Raw genomic sequence first — 17263 nt, 5'->3', positions numbered from 1 at the left:
GCCGCCGGCGGTCAGGCCGCCCAGCACCGCGCCCGCCACCGCGCCTATCGCCGCGCCGGTGCCGGTGTCTTTCTGCGTCTCGGACATATTGGCACAGCCCGACAGGCTGCCGCTTCCCAGCGCAAGCGCAACAAACATCACGATCAGTTTATTCATGCCTGGATCCTTTCAATCAGTCCATCACCCGCCCCAACGCATCGCGGAGCACGCTTTCAGCATACACGCATCGTCTCGCCGCCACCGGCCAGCCAGATCAAAAGACCGGTCTTCGCCACGGCAAAGCGCTTGATTTTGCTGCCCATGCCTTCCCATGCCGCGCCAATCCGCGTACCATCGCGCCTCGCTTTACCGGAGGGAATATGAATACGCTGACTACAGCCCGCGCCTGCGGCATCGACTTTGGCACGTCCAACTCCACTGTTGGCTGGCTGCGCCCGCACGAGGCCACGCTGCTGGCGCTGGAAGACGGCAAGATCACCCTGCCCTCGGTGGTGTTCTTCAATTACGAAGAAGATCATTCCGTGTTTGGCCGGCTCGCGCTGCAGGAATACATGGAAGGCTATGAAGGCCGACTGATGCGTTCGCTGAAAAGCCTGCTGGGCTCCAACCTGATCGACAGCCAGACCGAAGTGCAAGGCAAGGCGCTGCCATTCCGCCACCTGCTCAGCCTATTCATCCAGGAATTGAAGCTGCGCGCCGACCGCGCCGCCGATCGCCCCTTCGAACAGGTGGTGCTGGGCCGCCCGGTGCATTTCGTCGACGACAATCCCAAGGCCGACGCCGAAGCCGAGGCCACGCTGGGCGAAATCGCGCGTCAGGTCGGCTTCAAGGATATTTCCTTCCAGTTCGAGCCCATCGCCGCCGCCTTCGACTACGAGGCTAGGCTGGGGCGCGAAGAACTGGTGCTCATCGTCGACATCGGCGGCGGCACCTCGGACTTCACCCTGATTCGGCTGGCGCCGGAACGCCACCGTCTGGACGAGCGCCGTGACGACATCCTCGCCACCGGCGGCGTCCACATCGGCGGCACGGATTTCGACAAACAATTGAGCCTGCATGGCGTGATGCCGCTGTTCGGCTTCAAGAGCCGGCTGCGCAATAACGCGGAGATGCCGTCCAGCCAGTATTTCAACCTGGCCACCTGGCACACCATCAACTTCGCCTACACCCGCAAGGCCTGGATGGACCTGCAGGACGTGCACCGCGACGCGGCGCAGCCGCAGGTGCTGGACCGCTTGTTCCGGCTGATACAGGACCGCGCCGGCCACCGGCTGGCGATGCAGGTGGAAACGGCCAAGATCGAGCTGTCGGATCAGGAACTGCACCGGCTGGACCTGAACCACATCGAAGCCGGTCTGCATTGCGAACTGAGCCGCGAGCAGTTCAACCACAGCATAGACACGATGCTGGGCCAGATCGGCGCCACCGTGCGCCGCTTGCTGAGCGACGCCTGCGCCCAGGCCGATGACATCGACACCGTGTTCTTCACCGGCGGCTCCAGCGGCGTGCCGGCGCTGCGCGACAGCATCAAGCGCCTGCTGCCCCAGGCCCGTCACGTGGAAGGTGATCTGTTCGGCAGCATTGGCAGCGGCCTGGCGATCGAGGCCGCCAAGCGCTACGGCTGAACACCCGCGCGCCAATAGCAAAGGCCGGGCGATTTGCCCGGCCTTTTGCATGTCCGCTCCGCCTCAAGCGCCCGGCGCCGCCTTCTTGCCCTTGCGCCGCGCCTCCGGCGGCAGATCGAACTCGAACAGCTGCGCGGTGCGTCCAGTCTGCGATTGACAGGCTATCATCAGCGCGCGATTGATCGCTTCCTTCTTGCTGACGCCCCACCACTCTATCATCTTGTCCAGCGACTTCTGCGCATCGCGGCTCAACTCCACCGTCACCGACAGCTCCTGCAGACGGCTGCGACGCAATTCGCGGCTGCGGCGCTTGCGCTCGGCCACCGTCATCGCGCGCTCGCCCAAGGGCTTGCGGCCCGGCTTTTTGCGGACGCCGCCAATCAGATCGAAGGTGTAGTGATCGCAAGGATCTTTCATGGCTTGAGTGACGGGTCACGGTCGTTGCTGAAGAGGGGCGCAAGGATAGCACAAAGCAAGCCCTGGCGGGCGTTCCGCGCGCCCCCGGCGCAAAATATTCCATTGCGATGAAACGGGCGCAAAAAAACCCCGGCCTGGTGCCGGGGCAGACTCAATCAGCCGCCCTGAAGGCTGATCGAAAGCGACTCTACAGTTGAAGCATAGTCGCTGTTTCAGCTTTGCAAAGCCGGCTTTGCTGTCCGCGCGCCACGCTCATTCGCTGCCGAACTCCCGCTCCAGTTCCGCCAGCGCCTGCCGCGTCACCCGCACCGGCATCAGCGCGCGCCGCAGCGGCTGAGCCCGCCCCAGCACCAGCTCTTCGAACGCCAGTTCGGTGACATCCTCGCCCGGCCCGTCCTGCTTGACGCCCATGCGGTTCAAATACAGAGTCTGCCACTCCAGCCGGAAATGCTCGGCCGGATGTTCCAGCACCTGGCGCACGGTCTCCAGCAATCCTTCCAGGCTCAGCGCGCCTCGCGCTTCGCGCAATTGGGGCTCGATTTCGTCCATGCGCCGCTGCACGCCTTCGCAGGTATCCGGCAAGGGCGCGCCGTCCGAGGAGCCATCCACCACGGTGCCGGCCTCGCAGCGCAGCACGCTCATGCGCAGCTGCAAACGCGACATCTCATTGTCCAGCGTCTGGCGCAGCTGCTCCAGCAGGCTCAAGCGCCGGGCGATCACCGTGGTCAGCATTTCCTGGCTGCGCCGCGCGCTGCTCTCTAGCAGCAGCTCGCGCGACGCGCAGGGCATCGCCAGCCGATGGCCGTCGAAGCTCACCACCTGCTGCGGCACCTCGCGCCGCAGTTCGCCGCCCTCCATCGCCACCCCCAGACGGCCGGTCTCGCTGCGCGCCATCGACAACAGAGCCCAGGCCTCGTCGCCCTGGCTTGCCGACAGGAAGAAATTGCGCAAGGGCTCGCTCTGCCGCAGGCAGGACAGCAGGCTGGCCGGACCGGAAAACAGCAGGCCCAGCCGTGGATCTTGCGCAAAGCCGCGCAGGGACAGACACAAGGGCTCCGGCATCCGGCTCGGCAGTTCCGCCAGATAAGCCTGGGTGATGCGCATGCCGGGCGCCAAGGCCTGCTGGTAGCCGGACGACAAGCGCAGGCGCTTGTCGGTGGCGTCGACCAATAACTCGATCGCCTGCTCCTGCTCACGCTGGCGCCGCCGACTCTCGGCATCCAACCCCCATCGTTGCAACAAGCGCCCTAACATCCGTCCTCCGCTAAATAATCATCGATTCCACGCCGCCTAGAACGACTCGTCGTCGCGCAGATAGCGCCACTGCCCGGTGGGCAGATTGCCCAGCTTGACCTTGCCGATGCGAATGCGCTTCAAGCCCACCACGCGCAGCCCCACCAGTTCGCACATGCGGCGGATCTGGCGTTTCTTGCCCTCGCGCAGCACAAAGCGCAGCTGGTCCTCGTTCTGCCAGGCCACCGTGGCCGGCAGCAATTTTTTACCATCCAGCTCCAGGCCGTGGTTGAGCAGGCGCAAACCTTCGTCGGAAAGCTCGCCTTCCACCCGCACCAGATATTCCTTGTCCACGCTGGAATGCTCGCCGATGACCTGCTTGGCCACGCGACCGTCCTGGGTCAGGATCAGCAGGCCCACCGAATCGATGTCCAAGCGGCCAGCCGGCGCCAGGCCCTTCAGATGTTGCGGCGAGAAGCGGCGGCGGCTCTTGTCCTCGGCCCACTGATTTTCCGGCTTGACCAGCACCACCGCCGGCTCGTAGCCGTCCTCGGCCTGGCCGGACACATAGCCCATGGGCTTGTTCAGCAGGATGGTCACGCGCGAGGCCTGCGCGTCCTGCGCTTTCTTGTCCACCTCGATGAGATTGTGCGGCAAAACCTTCTGCCCCAGGATGGCCACTTCGCCGTCCACCTTCACCCACCCTTGTTCGATATAGCTATCCGCCTCGCGGCGCGAGCACAGCCCCAACTCGGCCATGCGTTTTGACAAGCGCACTGGTTCCATCATTTCATTCCGCCAATAAAAAAGCGGCTTGCGCGCGCCGCGGCATTCGCGCCGGCCCTCGCACTCAAGGCGAGAAGCAGGCCAAACCGCAAGCCATCGTCAAGTCCGCTGTTGCATTTTGCCCCTATTGTAGGGGATGCCGCCGCAACTGGCTACGCGGCATCCTCGTCGCCGCTCAGCGCTCGTCAGGCAGCGGCTGGTTCAGCAGCCCGGTGCCGCGCACTTCCTCGCGGGTGGACAGCCGCCATTGCAGCACCTTGCCGCCGGGATCGAACAGCAGCACCAGCTCTTTGTCGAAGCGGTTCTGCGCGCCGATCAAGGGCGCCAGATCGGTGAAATTCTGCAATTGCGCCCGGTACTGAATGTAGCTGTAGACCCATAGCTCGCGCTCATTGGCGAACTTGATCCTGTCCTGCGGCTCGCCGAAAGCCGCCAGCACTTCTTGCCGGCCACCGCCGCGCTGCAACACGCGTTTCACCGCCGGCTCGTCCACGCCTTCCAATTGCTGGCTGCCGCTGCTGGCGCACGCGCTCAGCCAGCAGGCGCAGCATAGCGCCAATATCCGTCCCGGCCTCATTTGCCCCCCTCCGCCACCATGGGCTCCAGCACCACCAAGGCGTCATCGGACCACTCGCCCACCTCCAGCGGCACCGAGTACAAATACTCGCGCGGGTACGGCCATTGGAAAAACGGCGTGAATGGCTCGGCGCGGCCATACAGCCAGATCGCCGGCAGGGTGAACTGCCGGCCGCCCTCCTGCAAGGTGGCGCTGAACACCGGCTTGTCCGCGATGAACAGATACTGGGCGCGCCCTTGCTCATAGGGGTTCTTCTCCCCCTGCAAGCGCGTCAGCCCTTTGAGCATGACCTCGCCCAAGGCCACCGAGGCCCGCCGCGCGCAAGCCACCACATCATCCTGGCACATGGCATTGGGCGGCGGCAGGCAGGCCACTTTGCGCTCATCGCGCAGGCTGACCCGGCTCTGCGCGCCCACCAGGCACTCCAACCGCAAATCGCCCAGCCGCCGGACATTGGCCGGCAGGCCGCTGCTGCGCACCACCGGCCGCCAGCTCAGTTCCGCCGGCGGCAAGCTGGCCACCAGCCAGGCATTGCGCCGCTCCAGCCCCGCCAGTTGCGCCATGGTGAAGCTGTTGTCGCCGGCCAGCCGCAACGCGCCCTTGGTGCCGCCGCCATCGCGCCAGGCCAGGCCCACGCCCTGCCGCGGCGGATGCGGATACAGGCGGTAGCGCAGCTCGGCACCCGGTGCCAGCGCGCGGAAGGCGTCGAACACCTCGCGCCCCTTGGCCAGTTCGGCATAGGCGTATACCGACTCCTTGCCCTGGGCGCGCAAACGCCCCGGCGTCTCAACCGCCGACGCTCCACTCGCCAATGCCGCCAGCACCAGCGCTGCGCAGGCATGCCTTCCCTCATTCCGCATCGCCACCTCCAAAAATTTGAAATGCATTTCATCAAGCAACAATCAAGCACATGCGATTTTATTTTGTTGCGACTTGAACAACAAGACACAGCCATCCATTACAATGGCGAGCAGCGACACGACGGCAAATTCCATGTAAATCACAGGGAGCGGGCATGATCTGTTTCAAAGAATACGAAGACTACGACGGCATCGGCCTGGCCCAGCTGATCGCCAGCGGCGAGATCGCGGCCAGCGAGGCGACGGCGGCCGCCCAGGCCAGGCTGGAACGATGGAATCCGGCGCTGAACGCGGTATGCCTGCCGCTGCCGGAACAGGCCCAAGCGCAATTGGCGCAGCCGCAGGGCGGCGGCCCGCTCGCCGGCAGCCCGGTCTTGATCAAGGACTTGCTGGCCGATATCGCCGGCGTGCCCACCCGCAACGGCAGCCGTCTGTTCGACGGCTATGTCGCGCCGCGCGACGCCGAGATCATCCGACGCTACCGCCAGGGCGGCCTGATCTTCATCGGCAAGACCACCACGCCGGAACTGGGTCTCTGCCCTTATACCGAATCCGAAGTCTACGGTGCCAGCCGCAATCCCTGGAATCTGGCGCTGACGCCGGGCGGCTCCAGCGGCGGCTCTGCCGCGGCGGTGGCAGCCGGCATCGTGCCCATCGCCCATGGCGGCGATGGCGGCGGCTCCATCCGCATCCCCGCCTCCAACTGCGGCGTGTTCGGCCTCAAGCCCAGCCGCGGCCGCAGCCCAGCCGGCCCGGATTACAGCGAGGGCTGGCAAGGCCTGGTCTGCCAGCACGCGCTGACGCGCAGCGTGCGCGACAGCGCGGCGATGCTGGACCTGCTGGCCGGCAAGCCCAGCGGCGGCGAAGCCTATTACTGGCCGGCGCCGGAGCAAGACTTTCTCGGCGCGCACCAACGCGAGCCCGGCAAGCTGCGCATCGCCTGGACCAAGCGCCCCATTCTCGGCGGCGCGCTGCACGCGGATTGCGCCGCCGCACTGGACGGCGCGCTGGCGCTGCTGGCCGGCCTGGGCCATGAAGTGGAGGAAGTCCAGCTGCCGCTGGCGCCGCCGGAAGACTATCAGCGCGCGATGCTGGTGCTGATCTGCGCCGAGATGGCCGGCCTGCTGCGCGACATCGAGCGCCAGACCGGCACCGCCGCGCGCTATTCGCAATTGGAACCGGCCAGCTGGGCGCTGGCGCGTTACGGCGAGCGGCTCAGCGCCGGCGAACTGGCGTGGGCGCGCGGCTTCATCTGGTCGCAAACCCGGACGATGGACGCCTTCCATCAAGGCTACGACGTGCTGGCCACGCCCGCGCTGAACCAGCCGCCGGCGCCGATCGGCAGCCTGGGACCCAGTCCGGCCGAAGCGACGCTATCGCGCTGGGTCCTGGGCAAGCTGGGCTGGGACTGGACCTTGCGCTTCGGCCAGCTGATCCCGGAAACCTCGCGCCGGATGATGGAATACCTGGGCTGGACCATACCATTCAATATGAGCGGACAGCCGGCGATGAGCGTGCCGCTGCACTGGAACGCCGCCGGCCTGCCGATAGGCGTGCAATTCGTCGCCCGTTGCGGCGACGAGCTAACGCTGCTGCGGCTGGCGCGCCAGCTGGAACAGGCCCAGCCTTGGGCGCAACGGCGACCGCCGGCGCCTTAAGAACCGGTTTACGCTCGCGCGCCAGGCCGAAAAAGACCTTGAAGCCCTTTAGCTTCTAAGAGCCTGTTCAAAGTCTCGCGAGCAAGGGCGAGACAAGGCGAAAACAAGCGAAAAAGCGGAATGTACACCTGGTACATGAGCATTTTGAGCTTGGTTTCAACGCCGTATCGCCGACGCGCAGCAGACTTTGAACAGGTTCTAAGGCTTGAACGCCGCCAGCGCCGGCCCCAGGTCGCCGGCCAACTGCCGGCTCAGCTCCGTCACCAGCGCCTGCAGCGCCGCGGCGGCGGCCGTGGCATCGGTGGCGGCCAGCGGCTGGCTACGGTTGAAATAGCCGCTGGCCAGCGGCTGGCGCTCGCCGCGACCCGGCACAGCCTGCCAAGCCACCTCCAGCGTCGCGTCGCGCCCCGGACGCAGCCGCAGCTGGCGCACATCCAGCAGCAGCCGCACATCGCCGCCGCCCATGCCCGGCTGCGGATAGGCGTAGACGCTGACCAAGCCCAAGGCGCGGGACACATCGGTCGCCACCGTCTGGCTCAACATGCGGTCCAGCGGACCGGCCCAGCGCTGCAGATCCAGCAGCTCGATATTGCCGCCGGCGCCCTCCACCACCAGCTGCGGCCGCTCCAGGCCGGCCGGCAGCGTGGCCGGGCCCACCATCACGCTGACGCCCTGCGCCGGGTTCTGGCTGGCGGCCGGCAACGCCGGGCGCAGTTGGTGAAAAGTGGTGGGCGACGACGCGCAGGCGCTCAGCAGCGCTAGCGCCGTCAGGCTCAATGCGATGATCTTCATTTCTTATCTCCCTTGCCGCGGATCAGCGCCTCCGGATGCCGGTCAAGATAGTCGGCCAAGGCGCGGAAGCTGCGCGCGGTTTCCGACACCTCCTGCGCCGCGGCGCGCACGTCCTGCTGCAGCGGCGAATCCGCCCGCATCGTCTGACGCGTGCTTTCCAAGGTTTTCTGCAAGTCTTCCAGCGTCTTCACCGCCTGCGGCAATACCTTGCCATCCATGTTTTCCGACAGCTTGCGCATGCCGTCCAGCGTCTGATGCAGCGATTTCAGCGACTGATTCAGCTCCTCGCCTATGCTGTCGAACGGCACTTTGTCCAGACGGCGCGCAATGCGCTGCAGCACCCGCTGCAATTCCTCCAGATCGCCCGGCAGCGTCGGCAGCTCGGTCATGCCGTTGCGCATCACCACCTTGGCGGGCTTGGCCTCGGGGAAGAAATCCAGCGCCACGTAGAGCTGGCCGGTGATCAGGCTGCCGGAACGCAGCTGGGCGCGCAGACCGTTGCGCACCAGCGATTCCACCGAAATCTTCGCCGACAGCCGATGGTCGCCGGACAAGGTGTTGAGCCGGCTGGGATAGGTGCGGATATCCACCGTCATGTCAAAATCCTTGCGATCCGCCGCGTATTCGATGCCGATGGCGGTGACCTCGCCGAAAGTGATGCCGCGGAAATCCACCGGCGCGCCCACGGTCAGGCCGCGCACCGACTGGCGGAACTTCAAGCGGAAGGACTGGGTTTCGCGGTCGCGGTTTTGCAGCGCCTTCTCGCGGGTTTCATTGAGCAGGAACAGGTATTTGGCGTCCGGTGTCTTGTCCGGGCCGTCGCTCAACGGGGTTTCGAAAGCGATGCCGCCCAGCGCGATCGCCGCCAAGGACTGGGTATTGACGCTCAGGCCATTGGCGCCGATGGCCACGTCGATGCCGCTAGCATGCCAGAAGCGGCTGTTGACGGTGACGAAGTGGTCGTAGGGCGCGTTGACGAACACCGACAGCTTCACCGCGCTGCCGGCAGGGTCCAGCTCATAGCCCACCACCTGCCCCACCGGCACGCGGCGGAAATACACCGGCGAGCCGGCATTGAGCGAGCCCAGGTTGTCGGAGCGCAGCACGAACATCTTGCCCGGCAGGTCCGCATTGATGATGGGCGGCACTTCCAGGCCCTTGAACTCGGTGCGGCGCTCCTTGCTCTTGCCCACGTCCATGCCGATGTAGGAGCCGCCCAGCACCGTGCCCAGGCCGGACACGCTGCCGCCGGAGATGCGCGGCCGCACCACCCAGAAGCGGCTGTCCGCCACCAGGTAGTCATCCACGTTCTTGCTCAGTTCGGCGGTGACCAGGATGGCCTGGCGATCCGGACTCACCGACACCGCCTTCACCTCGCCGATTTCCACATCCTTGTACTTGATGCGGGTCTTGCCCGCCTCCAGGCCTTCCGCGTTCTGGAAGGCGATGGTGATGGTGGGTCCGCGCGACAGCACGGCGTTCACCGCCAGCCAGCCGCCTATCACCGCCGCCAGCACCGGAATCAGCCACACCAGCGAGGGCGACCAGCGCCGCCGCTTCACCGGCACCGCCAGCGGCAGATCGTCGTCGGCCTCGGCCGGGGTTTCGGGTTTATCACTGCTCATCATCTTCCTTTACCGGATCCCAGATCAGCCTGGGATCGAAACTCATTGCCGCCACCATGGTCAGCACCACCACCGTGCCGAAGGCGATCGCCCCCGGTCCCGCCTTGATCGACGCCAGCGACTGCCATTGCACCAGCGCCACCATCAAGGCCACCACGTAAATATCCAGCATCGACCACGGGCCTATCACCTCGACGATGCGATACAGCCGCGTGCGCTGCCGCGGCGCCCAGCCCGAGCCCAGCTGCACCGTCACCAGCAGCAAGAGCAAGGCCAGAATCTTCAGCAGCGGCACCAGCACGCTGGCGGTGAACACCACCAGCGCCAGCGGCCAGGAACCGGACTTCCACAAATACACCACCCCGCTCATGATGGTGTCGTTCTGCATGCCCATGATGGTGGAGGTTTCCATGATAGGCAGCAGATTGGCCGGCAGATAGGCCACCATCGCAGCCAGCAGCAAGGCCCAGCTGCGCTGCAGGCTGTGCGGCTTGCGCGAGTGCAGCGCGGCGTGGCAGCGCGGGCAGGCTTGCGCGCCCTCACCGATCCGGCACAGAAGGCCGCAGCCGTGGCATAGACACAAGCTGGCGTCGGCAGCGGTTTTCACTTCTAAGCCCGACATTGCTGATAACGCTCCCACAAATCTTCCGGATTGAAACGGCTGGCGGTGGCCGCCATCAGCATGATCAAGGCGAACAAGGCCATCAGGCCCACGCCCACATGCACGGTGGCCAGACTGACCAGTTTGACCAGCGACACCAGGATGCCCAGCAAAAACACCTCCACCATGCACCATGGCCGGGTCAATATCTTCAACCGCATCAGCCAGGGAAAGCCGCGCGGCACGTGACCAAAGGCCAGCGGCAGCCGCACATAGAGCATGCTGCCCAACTCCAGCGACGGCATCACGATGCCGGTGAACATCACCAGCATCGCCACCGACAGCATGCCCTGGCGCTCCAGCGCCACCACCGTCTGCCACAGGGTGGCCGCGCTGCGGACGCCGGCCGCCTCCAGCGTCACCACCGGATAGACATTGGCCAGCAGAAAGGCGATCACCCCGGTCAGCAGCAGCGCCAGCTCGGCGTCCTGGCGCTGCGCGCCGTAGCGGTGCACCACGGCGCCGCAGCGCGGGCAGCACACCCGGTCCTCGCCCACGATCGGCACCCGCAGCAGCAGATCGCAGTCGTGGCAGGCGCTCAATTTGAATTCGGGGTCCGGCCGCGCCATCAATAGCCGCCTTTCGCCTTGCGCTCGGCGGTGAAGCTCCACCACGGCCGCGCCTCGTCGCTGTCCATGTAATGCACCACCGACATCAGCGTGTCCAGCACGCACGGGTCCTGGCGCGCTCCGGTGAGCTCGCACAAGCGATGGTACAGCCGCAAGGGGTCGGCGCCACGCAATTGGCGCGGCTCGTCGATGCCGAGCAGGCGCAAGTCCTCGGCCAGGCTGGGGCCGATATTGGGCAGCTCGCGCAAATGCCGCGCCAGCGCGGCCGGCGGGCAACGTGATGGATGCATAAACTCTCGGCGCAGATGACAACAACCCGCATCATAAAGGACGCAGCGCCAGAGTTCAAAAGCCGGCAGGGCCCAAAAGCCTTTGACGATGCCGCCAGCCAGCGCGAGATCTAGAGGGAAAACAGCGGAGGAAATGAAGGGAGCGCGGCGCCTGCGCTTGGCGAAACAGCGCGCGCCGCGCCGGGTCTAGCCAAGCGCGGCGGACTTGAACAGGTTCTCAGCCGTGGAAGATGTCCCAGCCCAGCTTGAGGATCAAGGTGGAGGTCAGCAGCAGGAACAACACCCGTACAAAGCCGGTGCCCTTCTTCATCGCCACCCAGGTGCCCACCGTCGCGCCGGCCATATTGCACACCGCCATCGGCAGCGCGTACTGGAACAGCACATGGCCGGCCGGAATGAAGAACAGCAGCGCCGCGCAATTGGTGGTCAGGTTCACCACCTTGGCCGAGGCCGAGGCGTGCAGAAAATCAAAAGCGAAGAAGCGGATGAACAGGAACATCAGGAAGCTGCCGGTGCCGGGGCCGAACAGGCCGTCGTAAAAACCAATCGCGCCGCCTATGGCCATGCCTATCGCCATTTCGCGCCGCCCTATCGCCACCGGCTTGTGCAGGGAGCCGAAGTCCTTCTTCCACAAGGTGTACACCGCCATCACCACCAATAGCGCCAGCACCAGGGGCCGCAACACCGCCTTATCGATCAAGCTGACCGTGGCCGCGCCGGCGATGGACATGAAGAAGGCCGCCACCGCCGCCGGCAACACCAAGCGCCACGGCACCTTGACCCGCTTCAGATAGGAACGCGCGGCGGACAGCGTGCCCATCGCCGCCGCCAGCTTATTGGTACCGAACACCGTGGCCGGTGCCAGATTGGGCAAGGCGCTGAACAACGCCGGAATCTGGATCAGGCCGCCGCCGCCCACCGCGGCGTCCACCAGGCCGGCGGCAAAGGCAATCACGCACAGAAAACTCAAGGTCAACAACATTCACTTCTCCTGGCTAGACGCCGCTTGCGATCAGGACAATATTCTATGCCTTGCCAGCCGCGCATGCTTGCAATACCGTATTGCGGAAATTGCAATGATCTGAATGAGGCCGGAGATGAAATCGCTTTGGGAATTGCGCGTGTTCTGCGCGGTGGTGGAAAGAAAAAGCTTTGTCGCCGCCGCGCGCCAGCTGGGCACCTCGCCCAGCAGCGCCACCCGCGCGGTGCAAGCGCTGGAAGAAGCGCTGGGCAACAGCCTGCTGGCGCGCTCGCAAAAACAGCTCAGCCTGACCCTGGCCGGCGAAAGCTATTACACCTCGGCGCGCAAGATGCTGGACCTGCAGGAAGAAGCCGAGGACGAGCTGGCGGCCATGAGCGAGGCGCCGCGCGGCCTGTTGCGCTTTTCCGCGCCGGAGGCGATGAGCCACGCGCTATTGCCGCCAGTGCTGGCGCACATGGCCGACGCCAATCCTGAACTGCGTTTCGACGTGCTCTATAGCGACACCATACTGGACCCGATACGCGAGAAACTGGACTTCAGCATCCGCGGCGCCTTCCCCGCCTCCAGCGAGCTGATCGGCTACCCGCTGTGGGACTACCAGCGCCACCTCTACGCCAGCCCCGCCTATGTCGAGCGTCACGGCGCGCCGCAAACGCCGGAGCAACTGCCGGAACACCGCGTGCTGATCCATTCCGCGCCGCGGGTGCTGAAAGCCTGGAACTTCGTCTCCGCCGGCCACCAGGTCAGCCTTAATCTGACGCCCTGGCACCGCGTCAGCTCCGGCAGCGCCGTGCTCCACGCGGTGCAGGCCGGCCTGGGCATCGCGCGCATGGGCGATTGGCTGGCCGAGCCGCTGGTGCGCGCCGGCCAGCTGCTGCGGCTGTGCCCGGATTACCGCATCGTTTCCAGCCATGGCGACAATCCGCAGATGCACGCGGTCTTCGCCAGCCGCCGCATTCCGCGCAAGGCGCGGCTGCTGCTGGAAGCGGTGCGCGCGGCGGCCCGCGATGCCGGCCACGGCTTGAACGCGCGCTGATGCCATGAAAAAACGGAAGCCCAGGCTTCCGTTCGTAGAGTGCATCAGGCGAGGCCGGAACACCGGCCCGCCATGGTCCCGCCGCTCAACCCACCCAGCGGCGGGCGGTGGCGAACATCCGGTACCAGCCGCCGTTCTCGCCCCAGTCCGCAGGGTGCCAGCTGTTCTGCACGGTGCGGAACACCCGTTCCGGATGCGGCATCATGATGGTGAAGCGGCCGTCGGCCGTGGTCACCCCGGTGATGCCGGCCGGCGAACCGTTCGGGTTCAGCGGATAGGTCTGTGTCGCGCGGCCGTCGAAGTCGACATAGCGCAGCGCCGTCAGCGCCTGTTCCTGCGCGCCCGGCGCGAACACCGCGCGGCCCTCGCCATGGCTGACCACCACCGGCAATTGGCTGCCGGCCATATCGGACAGGAAGATGGACGGCGAGGCCATCACTTCCACCATCGCGAAGCGCGCCTCGAACTGCTCGGACGCATTGCGGTGGAACTTGGGCCAATACTCGGCGCCCGGGATGATGGACGACAGATTGGACATCATCTGGCAGCCATTGCACACGCCCAGCGCGAAAGTGTCGCCGCGGCCGAAGAAGGCCTCGAACTGATCGCGGGCGCGAGCATTGAACAGAATGCTCTTGGCCCAGCCCTCGCCGGCGCCCAATACATCGCCGTAGCTGAAGCCGCCGCAGGCGGCCAGGCCCTTGAAGTCCGCCAGCGACACACGGCCGCTGATGATGTCGCTCATATGCACGTCCACGGTATCGAAACCGGCGCGATTGAACGCCGCCGCCATCTCGATCTGGCCGTTGACGCCCTGCTCGCGCAGCACCGCCAGGCGCGGCCGGGCGCCGCGGGCGACGAAGGGCGCCGCCGGATCGGCGTGCACATCGAAGCTCAGCTTGGCGCTCAGACCCGGCGCTTTCGGGCTGGAACGCAGCAGGTGCTCGCTGTCGGCGCAGGCCGGGTTGTCGCGCAGGCGCTGCATGCGGGCGCTGGTTTCCGACCATTCGCGATGCAGATCGGAACGGCTCTCGTTGAACAACTCGGCGCCGCGGTGCTTGATCACCAGGCGGTCCTTGTTATTGACGCGGCCGATCACGAACAGCTCGCGGCCGATACCGGCCTTCATGAAGCGCGAGATCACCTCCGGCGTGTCGGACTTCTTCACCTGCAGCACCGCGCCCAGTTCCTCGTTGAACAAGACCCGCATCAGGCGGCCATGGGTGGCGGCCTCCTGGGTGGGCTGCACGAAGTCGTCGATGATGCGCTGAGTGTTCTTGCGCTCGATCACCAGTTCCTGCAGATCGATGGTGACGCCGATATGGCCGGCGAACATCATCTCCGACAAGGTCACGAACAGGCCGCCGTCGGAGCGGTCGTGGTAGGCCAGCAACATATCGTCGCGCAACAGCGTCTGCACGGTGTTGAAGAAGGCCGCCAGCTGATGCGGGCTTTCCACGTCCGGCGCCTTGCCTTCCATCGCCTTCCACACCTGGCCGTAGATGGAGCCGCCCAAGCGGCAGCGGCCGTAGCCCAGATCGATCAGGATCAGGTCGGTGTCCTTCTCGTCCTTCAGTTCCGGCGTCACCGTCTTGCGCACGTCCTCCACCGGGGAGAAAGCGGAAATGATCAGCGACAGCGGCGCGGTCACCGCCTTTTTCTCGCCGGCCTCTTCCCACACCGTCTTCATCGACAGGGAATCCTTGCCCACCGGGATGCTGATGCCCAGGTCCTGGCTCAACTGGGATACCGCCTGCACCGTGCGGTACAAGCGCGCCTCCTCGCCCGGATGGCCGGCGGCGGCCATCCAGTTGGCGGACAGCTTGACGTTGCCGATATGGCCGACGAAGGACGCGGCGATATTGGTCAGCGCCTCGCCTATCGCCATGCGGCCGGAAGCCGGCGCGTCGAACAGCGCGGTGGGCGTGCGTTCGCCCATCGCCATCGCCTCGCCGCGATAGGTGTTGAAGCCCATGGTGGTGACGGCCACGTCCGCCACCGGCACCTGCCAGCGGCCCACCATCTGATCGCGCGCGGTCATGCCGCCCACGGTGCGGTCGCCGATGGTGATCAGGAAGGACTTGTCGGCCACCGTCGGGTTGCGCAACACGCGCAGCGCGGTTTCCTTCAGCTCAAAACGCGAAGCGTCGAAAATGTTCAGCTCGCGCTCGCGGGTGCTCACGTCGCGCGTCATCCGCGGCGGCTTGCCCAGCAGCACTTCCAGCGGCATGTCCACCGGCTTGTTGTCGAAGTGATCGTCGCGCACTTGCAGATGGCCGTCGTCGGTGGCCACGCCCAGCACCGCGAACGGGCAGCGCTCGCGCTCGCACAGCGCGCTGAAGCGCTCCAGGTCCTGCGGCAGCACCGCCATCACATAGCGCTCCTGCGACTCATTGGACCAGATCTGCATCGGCGTCATGCCCTTTTCTTCCAGGTGCACCTTGCGCAGATGGAAGATGGCGCCGCGGCCGGCGTCGTTCACCAGTTCCGGGAAGGCATTGGACAGGCCGCCGGCGCCCACATCGTGAATCGACACGATGGGGTTGGCGTCGCCCATCTGCCAGCAGCGGTCTATCACCTCCTGACAGCGGCGCTCGATTTCCGGATTGCCGCGCTGCACCGAATCGAAATCCAGGTCCGCGCTGTTGGCGCCGGTGTCCATCGACGAAGCCGCGCCGCCGCCCAAGCCGATCAGCAGGCTGGGGCCGCCCAACTGGATCAGCAGCGCGCCTTCCGGAATCTCGTTCTTGTGGATTTGCTGCTGCTGGATATTGCCCAAGCCGCCGGCGATCATGATCGGCTTGTGATAGCCGCGCATCTCGCCTTCCACCTCTTCCTCGAAGGTGCGGAAATAACCGGTCAGATTGGGACGGCCGAATTCATTATTGAACGCCGCGCCGCCAATCGGGCCTTCCAGCATGATCTGCAAGGCGGAAGCGATGCGCTCCGGCTTGCCGTACTGCGCCGCCGCGTCGCTGTAACGCTCCCACGGCTGCACGAAGCCGGGGATGTTCAGGTTGGACACGGTGAAACCGGTCATGCCGGCCTTGGGACGCGAGCCGCGGCCAGTGGCGCCCTCGTCGCGGATCTCGCCGCCGTTGCCGGTGGACGCGCCGGCGAACGGAGAAATCGCCGTCGGGTGGTTATGGGTTTCCACCTTCATCAGGATATCGGTGGGCTCGCTGTGATAAGCGTAAGCGTGGTTGCCCGGCTGCGGATAGAAGCGCTCGATGAAAGCGCCCTCGATCACCGAGGCATTGTCCTTGTACGCCACCAGCGTGCCTTGCGGATTGGCGTCGTGGGTATCGCGGATCATGCGGAACAGCGATTTTTCCTGCTCCTCGCCGTCGATGATGAATTTGGCGTTGAAGATCTTGTGGCGGCAGTGCTCGGAGTTGGCCTGCGCGAACATCATCAATTCCACGTCGGTGGGATTGCGGCGCATCTTGGTGAAGTTCTCCACCAGATATTCCACCTCGTCCTCGGACAGGGCCAGGCCCAGATCGGCGTTGGCCGCCTCCAGCGCCGCGCGGCCGCCGGCGAGGATGTCCACGCTGCTCATCGGCTGCGGGTCTTGATGGACAAACAGACGCGCGGCATCGTCCAGCGAGGCCAGCACCGTTTCCGTCATCCTATCGTGCAAGAGGCCCGTCAAAATATGACGAGCCTCTTCATTTAAAGATTGTTGTGCGGACTTAACCCAGAAGGCGGTGCCGCGTTCGATGCGGTGAATCCCTCCCAGCCCGCAGTGCTGGGCGATATCGGTGGCCTTGGAGGCCCAGGGCGACAAAGTGCCCAATCGCGGCGTCACCAGGAACAATTCGCCATCAGGCTGGCCGGCCAGCGGCGCTTCGCCGTAGCTCAGCAACTTGCCCAGGGTGGCCTGCTCTTCCAGCGTCAGTTCGGTTTCGCTTTCGGCGAAATGCCAGAATTCGGCACTGATGCTGAGATCCGGCAGCCCGGCTTCGGCGGCTGCGGCAAGCAGTTTTTCAAGACGGAACGGCGACAGCGCAACGCCGCCACGGAGCTTGGTAAGGTAAGACATTAGACACCCGCGACAAGTATCAGGAAAGCGCGTCATAATACAGCAATTCACTGTTTGTTTTAAGCGGCTAATTGCCCCCAAGGCCGCCGCTTAATAAAATATTCCGC

The 17263-nt window shown here is 65.3% G+C and carries 15 protein-coding genes; 3 read left to right on the top strand and 12 right to left on the bottom strand.

Annotation, left to right across the window (positions count from 1 at the left end):
- Positions 1 to 359 precede the first annotated feature (359 nt).
- A complete protein-coding gene (locus tag LQT98_RS00370; RefSeq protein ID WP_231460730.1) occupies positions 360 to 1625 on the top strand; it encodes an Hsp70 family protein in 1266 nt (421 codons plus the stop codon).
- 63 nt (positions 1626 to 1688) lie between these two features.
- Here the strand turns inward: LQT98_RS00370 and LQT98_RS00365 are convergent, their stop codons facing one another.
- The 5 genes from LQT98_RS00365 to LQT98_RS00345 all read right to left on the bottom strand — a co-directional run bounded on the left by LQT98_RS00365 (position 1689) and on the right by LQT98_RS00345 (position 5498).
- Positions 1689 to 2042 carry a hypothetical protein gene (locus LQT98_RS00365; protein WP_048410672.1) on the bottom strand — a complete coding sequence of 118 codons (354 nt, stop codon included), beginning with the start codon at positions 2040 to 2042 and terminating at the stop codon, positions 1689 to 1691.
- A gap of 252 nt (positions 2043 to 2294) precedes the next feature.
- The gene (locus tag LQT98_RS00360) at positions 2295 to 3266 is read right to left on the bottom strand and encodes a hypothetical protein (RefSeq protein WP_231460729.1); all 972 of its coding nucleotides are present in this window, start codon (positions 3264 to 3266) and stop codon (positions 2295 to 2297) included.
- Positions 3267 to 3332: 66 nt separating this feature from the next.
- Positions 3333 to 4061, bottom strand: coding sequence for a pseudouridine synthase (locus tag LQT98_RS00355; RefSeq protein WP_231460731.1), 729 nt, complete (start codon positions 4059 to 4061; stop codon positions 3333 to 3335).
- Positions 4062 to 4236: 175 nt separating this feature from the next.
- Positions 4237 to 4638, bottom strand: coding sequence for a hypothetical protein (locus LQT98_RS00350; RefSeq protein ID WP_231460728.1), 402 nt, complete (start codon positions 4636 to 4638; stop codon positions 4237 to 4239).
- Complete coding sequence (locus tag LQT98_RS00345) at positions 4635 to 5498, bottom strand: hypothetical protein (protein ID WP_231460727.1); 864 nt, start codon at positions 5496 to 5498, stop codon at positions 4635 to 4637. Before LQT98_RS00345 ends, LQT98_RS00350 begins: the two co-directional genes overlap by 4 nt.
- Before the next feature lie 155 nt (positions 5499 to 5653).
- On the opposite strand from LQT98_RS00345, the gene LQT98_RS00340 reads away from it, so the two are divergent.
- Positions 5654 to 7156, top strand: a complete 1503-nt coding sequence (locus LQT98_RS00340; protein WP_231460726.1) for an amidase — start codon at positions 5654 to 5656, stop codon at positions 7154 to 7156.
- A 198-nt stretch (positions 7157 to 7354) separates the two neighbouring features.
- Here the strand turns inward: LQT98_RS00340 and LQT98_RS00335 are convergent, their stop codons facing one another.
- The 6 genes from LQT98_RS00335 to LQT98_RS00310 form a co-directional block, all read right to left on the bottom strand.
- A complete protein-coding gene (locus LQT98_RS00335) occupies positions 7355 to 7948 on the bottom strand; it encodes a PqiC family protein (protein WP_231460725.1) in 594 nt (197 codons plus the stop codon).
- Complete coding sequence (locus tag LQT98_RS00330; RefSeq protein WP_231460724.1) at positions 7945 to 9573, bottom strand: PqiB family protein; 1629 nt, start codon at positions 9571 to 9573, stop codon at positions 7945 to 7947. Before LQT98_RS00330 ends, LQT98_RS00335 begins: the two co-directional genes overlap by 4 nt.
- Positions 9563 to 10195, bottom strand: a complete 633-nt coding sequence (locus LQT98_RS00325; protein WP_048410352.1) for a paraquat-inducible protein A — start codon at positions 10193 to 10195, stop codon at positions 9563 to 9565. The genes LQT98_RS00330 and LQT98_RS00325 overlap by 11 nt, the downstream gene beginning before the upstream one ends.
- Positions 10183 to 10803, bottom strand: a complete 621-nt coding sequence (locus LQT98_RS00320) for a paraquat-inducible protein A (RefSeq protein ID WP_231460723.1) — start codon at positions 10801 to 10803, stop codon at positions 10183 to 10185. The genes LQT98_RS00325 and LQT98_RS00320 overlap by 13 nt, the downstream gene beginning before the upstream one ends.
- On the bottom strand, positions 10803 to 11093 hold the full coding sequence (locus LQT98_RS00315; protein ID WP_048410350.1) for a helix-hairpin-helix domain-containing protein: 291 nt from the start codon (positions 11091 to 11093) through the stop codon (positions 10803 to 10805). The genes LQT98_RS00320 and LQT98_RS00315 overlap by 1 nt, the downstream gene beginning before the upstream one ends.
- Before the next feature lie 217 nt (positions 11094 to 11310).
- A complete protein-coding gene (locus LQT98_RS00310; RefSeq protein ID WP_197081470.1) occupies positions 11311 to 12075 on the bottom strand; it encodes a sulfite exporter TauE/SafE family protein in 765 nt (254 codons plus the stop codon).
- A gap of 115 nt (positions 12076 to 12190) precedes the next feature.
- On the opposite strand from LQT98_RS00310, the gene LQT98_RS00305 reads away from it, so the two are divergent.
- Positions 12191 to 13111, top strand: a complete 921-nt coding sequence (locus LQT98_RS00305) for a LysR family transcriptional regulator (RefSeq protein ID WP_231460722.1) — start codon at positions 12191 to 12193, stop codon at positions 13109 to 13111.
- A gap of 85 nt (positions 13112 to 13196) precedes the next feature.
- Here the strand turns inward: LQT98_RS00305 and purL are convergent, their stop codons facing one another.
- Positions 13197 to 17156, bottom strand: coding sequence for a phosphoribosylformylglycinamidine synthase (gene purL, locus LQT98_RS00300; protein WP_231460721.1), 3960 nt, complete (start codon positions 17154 to 17156; stop codon positions 13197 to 13199).
- Between the last annotated feature and the right edge of the window lie 107 nt (positions 17157 to 17263).

Origin of the sequence: Chromobacterium aquaticum, assembly GCF_021129195.1 — a bacterium.
Lineage (GTDB): Bacteria > Pseudomonadota > Gammaproteobacteria > Burkholderiales > Chromobacteriaceae > Chromobacterium > Chromobacterium aquaticum.
This window is presented reverse-complemented; position numbering and strand designations above follow the sequence as displayed.

Bases quoted from the DNA above. Each gene is read 5' to 3' on its own strand.
- LQT98_RS00370 (WP_231460730.1), top strand. From the start codon at position 360: ATGAATACGCTGACTACAGCCCGCGCCTGCGGCATCGACTTTGGCACG.
- LQT98_RS00365 (WP_048410672.1), bottom strand. From the start codon at position 2,042: ATGAAAGATCCTTGCGATCACTACACCTTCGATCTGATTGGCGGCGTC.
- LQT98_RS00355 (WP_231460731.1), bottom strand. From the start codon at position 4,061: ATGGAACCAGTGCGCTTGTCAAAACGCATGGCCGAGTTGGGGCTGTGC.
- LQT98_RS00350 (WP_231460728.1), bottom strand. From the start codon at position 4,638: ATGAGGCCGGGACGGATATTGGCGCTATGCTGCGCCTGCTGGCTGAGC.
- LQT98_RS00345 (WP_231460727.1), bottom strand. From the start codon at position 5,498: ATGCGGAATGAGGGAAGGCATGCCTGCGCAGCGCTGGTGCTGGCGGCA.
- LQT98_RS00340 (WP_231460726.1), top strand. From the start codon at position 5,654: ATGATCTGTTTCAAAGAATACGAAGACTACGACGGCATCGGCCTGGCC.
- LQT98_RS00335 (WP_231460725.1), bottom strand. From the start codon at position 7,948: ATGAAGATCATCGCATTGAGCCTGACGGCGCTAGCGCTGCTGAGCGCC.
- LQT98_RS00330 (WP_231460724.1), bottom strand. From the start codon at position 9,573: ATGAGCAGTGATAAACCCGAAACCCCGGCCGAGGCCGACGACGATCTG.
- LQT98_RS00325 (WP_048410352.1), bottom strand. From the start codon at position 10,195: ATGTCGGGCTTAGAAGTGAAAACCGCTGCCGACGCCAGCTTGTGTCTA.
- LQT98_RS00320 (WP_231460723.1), bottom strand. From the start codon at position 10,803: ATGGCGCGGCCGGACCCCGAATTCAAATTGAGCGCCTGCCACGACTGC.
- LQT98_RS00315 (WP_048410350.1), bottom strand. From the start codon at position 11,093: ATGCATCCATCACGTTGCCCGCCGGCCGCGCTGGCGCGGCATTTGCGC.
- LQT98_RS00310 (WP_197081470.1), bottom strand. From the start codon at position 12,075: ATGTTGTTGACCTTGAGTTTTCTGTGCGTGATTGCCTTTGCCGCCGGC.
- LQT98_RS00305 (WP_231460722.1), top strand. From the start codon at position 12,191: ATGAAATCGCTTTGGGAATTGCGCGTGTTCTGCGCGGTGGTGGAAAGA.
- purL (WP_231460721.1), bottom strand. From the start codon at position 17,156: ATGTCTTACCTTACCAAGCTCCGTGGCGGCGTTGCGCTGTCGCCGTTC.